This is a genomic window from Nostoc cf. edaphicum LEGE 07299 (genome assembly GCF_015207245.1).
GTDB classification, from domain to species: Bacteria; Cyanobacteriota; Cyanobacteriia; order Cyanobacteriales; family Nostocaceae; genus Nostoc; species Nostoc edaphicum_B.
Map to the genome: position 1 here is coordinate 1 of NZ_JADEXF010000802.1, position 3,097 is coordinate 3,097.

The following is a 3,097-nucleotide window of genomic DNA, read 5'->3' on the forward strand; positions in this document are numbered from 1 at the left end:
GTGCTGAACCTGGGAAAAAGGTAGTTTATCCGATGCCTACTTACGTGCTATATCGTACATTAACAGAAATGCAAGCGGCGGAAATTATTGAGATTCCCTACAGCAAAGACTACAGTTTACCAAAGGACGAACTAGTTGCTGCAAATGGGGCGGTGACATTTATTGCGTCGCCCAATAGTCCATCGGGCCATGTAGTGGCAACAAATGATTTGCGAAAATTAGCTAACCAGTTATCTGGAGTTTTAGTGATTGATGAAGCATACATAGATTTTACCGAAGAGAATGCATTGGCTTTGGTTAAGGAATACGAAAACGTCATTGTGCTTCGGACACTATCTAAGGGGTACTCGTTGGCAGGATTGCGATTGGGCTTTGGGGTGGCGAATCCCAAACTCTTGCAAGGATTTTTTAAGGTTAAAGATAGCTATAACATTGATGCGATCGCTTGTGCAATTGGCACGGCTGCCATCACTGACCAAGCTTATAAAAATGCTTGTGTAGCCAAGATTAAAGCATCACGGACTAAGTTAGCAATAGACTTGAAACAATTAGGTTTTCATATCTGGGATTCCCAAGCTAACTTTTTGCTGGCACAGCCACGAGAAGGAAACGCAGAATACCTTTATCAAAAACTCAAGGAACAGGGAATTTTAATCCGCTACTTCAAGCAGCCTGGATTAGATGATAAATTACGTATCACTGTTGGGACAGATGAGCAAAATCAGGCTTTAGTAGATGCATTAAGTAGGTGGGCGTAAATATTTGTCGTTGGGATAAGGCAGGAGGCAGGTGGTCAGGAGTGGGAATTCTGACCGGAAAAGCGAATAGCGCAGTGTCTTGTAGGGAATGTCTTGATTCTGAATTCTGCATTCTTCTTCAATTACATTAACTTACAGCACTTGAAAACTAAAGCTAAGACTTGCCCAATGATTCACATCCAAGCTATGTGAATCGGCTGTTGTGCCGTTCATCTCCGTTTTGAGGGCACTAGCGTTATGTAAATCTTGTAGTAAGGCTTGTACAACGTCTAAGGAATTCAACAATGGGCTAATTGGCCCTTGTTCGGCTGTGGAATACTTGGTAGTGTTCAAGGCGGCGAGAGTTTCGCTAAAGGGGGCAGTACTAAAAATCAGTTGGTGTTCGCAAAAGCAAGCTGGCCCTGAAATCACCCATTCGGAAGCAGTATTAGTTTGGGGTAGGGTTAGGGTTTCACCTGGAGCGATGACGACTTCTTTAAGTAGGGGTTTGGTGTCCGCAGCGTTTGGTTCTTGGGGGGTTTCCCAAGAGTAGAAGGCGATCGCTGTATGATTATTATTTAATCCCAGTAAGATTAAATATACTGGGCGATCGCTCTGGTTTTCTAGCCGATATTGCATTCGACTACCAATAGGGACAATCGGAGTGGGGAGTGATTTTTTTTTCGAAGTTTCAGGTTTTAAAGTTCGTATTGTTTCACGCTGCATCACTACCTGTGGTGATATACCACTAATTATTTCTAAAGTAGCCTTGAGAGACAAGCGGGAAGAACCTTGATTTTCTGTAAGACGCCATAACTTGGCTGCAAGCAGAGTTGATAATTTTGGTGCTAACCTTTGCACTGTTAATTTCACTGCTTCTCCTACTTCTCCAGTGGTATTGAGAATTACCTCGCCACCAAGAGAAAATAGACCATAACGACTGGGAATTTCCTGTAGTTTGGCAAATAAATAATCAGCTGGTTTTTCCCCTGCGACTACGGTGGAGACATGGGGAAAGGCTGCGAACGCACTTGTGGCGTCTACCCGCTCAATTCTTTCCAATCCAGTATCCAAAGCAATTATTAAATGGATATTTCGAGATAAAACCCGGACTGCTTCTTGGACAAGTTGTCCGATTTGTAGGGGATTTGCACCTTCAATTTGGGAAATTTGCGCTTTTGCTGTTAACCCAGTCCGCGATCGCAATACTAATTGCTCTGTTGTTGTTGCCAGGGTAAATCGAGAATTAATTCCGTAGTATAGCAGCACTTGTGGCGGTAATCCTGCTAACCACAGCTGGACTGTTTTGCCGTCTTCTTCAATCGCTGTCACCGCGCCTTCTGCACCAATAATACTGTCTGGCGGTAGAGACGTTAGATGTTGATTTTTTTGACTACTTAATAACGCTGCTTGTTGTTTACTACCTAATTTGGATAGAGAATTTTCCATATAAGAGAGGGCAACTTGAATTTTGGTAGTTGGGGTGAATTCCCACAAATACTGCGTCAAGGCATAGGTAAATAATCCAGCACTAAAACCAGAAAATAGTTCTTCCCTCGCCGACTGCTTGGGATTTGAGGTAGCTGCTAAGACAATCGGCGTGCTGGGTAACTTCTGAGTTTTAAGTTGTTGAAGAAAGTCGAGTTCTTCTGCTGCTAGCTTTGCCTCTACTGATTCTGGAAGGGCACGACTTTTTAATCCTAATACTGGGGTTGGCGCATAATAGCTAGTATCTAATACTGCTGTGACTCGTTCTGTAGGGAGCGATCGCAATAATAGCAGTAGAGTTTCTTCTAATATATAGTTAACTATTTTCTCGTCTTGCGATGTCAAACTGGCATTAGTTGGCACCAGAACGTTTTGCATTGTATCTGGTGATGTCTCTAATTTGACACGACTGCCATAACCACTAAAGTGAAAGACGACTACATCACCGGATTTAGCTTGCTTACCCAGATGATCCAAAAAAGCCGCTTCAATGAATTCCCTACTAGCTTGTTCCTCAGTTAAAGTTAGGATATCTGACCCTTGGAAACCAAAGCGGTGAATTAAAAGTTCTCTTTGTAGTTCTACATCCATCAAACAACCACTGAGGGCTGAAATTTTTGGGTATTGGTTAATACCTATTAACAATGCCAACTTACGCGGACTGGGTTGTGCCAAAGCCTGGTAATAGCGATTTCCCAAAGACAACCACTCAGCTTCAGCGATCCCCAATACCGCGAGTATTGAGCCAATTCTCTCTAAAAACGTGCGACGTTTCATAATTAGCTATCAGCCCTCAGCTATTCAGTTAGCAGCTTACAGGGCTGAACTCTGTATTGTAAAGTTACAAAAATGTGGGGAGCAAAGGGGCCTGT

Annotated in this window: 2 protein-coding genes; one reads left to right on the forward strand and one right to left on the reverse strand. The window is 43.0% G+C overall.

Annotation, left to right across the window (positions count from 1 at the left end; genetic code table 11):
* Positions 1-758, forward strand: a 758-nt coding sequence (locus IQ229_RS20880; protein ID WP_194047007.1) for a pyridoxal phosphate-dependent aminotransferase, incomplete at its 5' end; no start/stop codon positions are given.
* 132 nt (positions 759-890) lie between these two features.
* Here the strand turns inward: IQ229_RS20880 and IQ229_RS20885 are convergent.
* Entirely contained in the window at positions 891-3,002 is a 2,112-nt protein-coding gene (locus tag IQ229_RS20885; RefSeq protein WP_194047009.1) for a caspase family protein, read from the reverse strand.
* Positions 3,003-3,097 lie beyond the last annotated feature (95 nt).

Bases quoted from the DNA above. Each gene is read 5' to 3' on its own strand.
- IQ229_RS20885 (WP_194047009.1), bottom strand. From the start codon at position 3,002: ATGAAACGTCGCACGTTTTTAGAGAGAATTGGCTCAATACTCGCGGTA.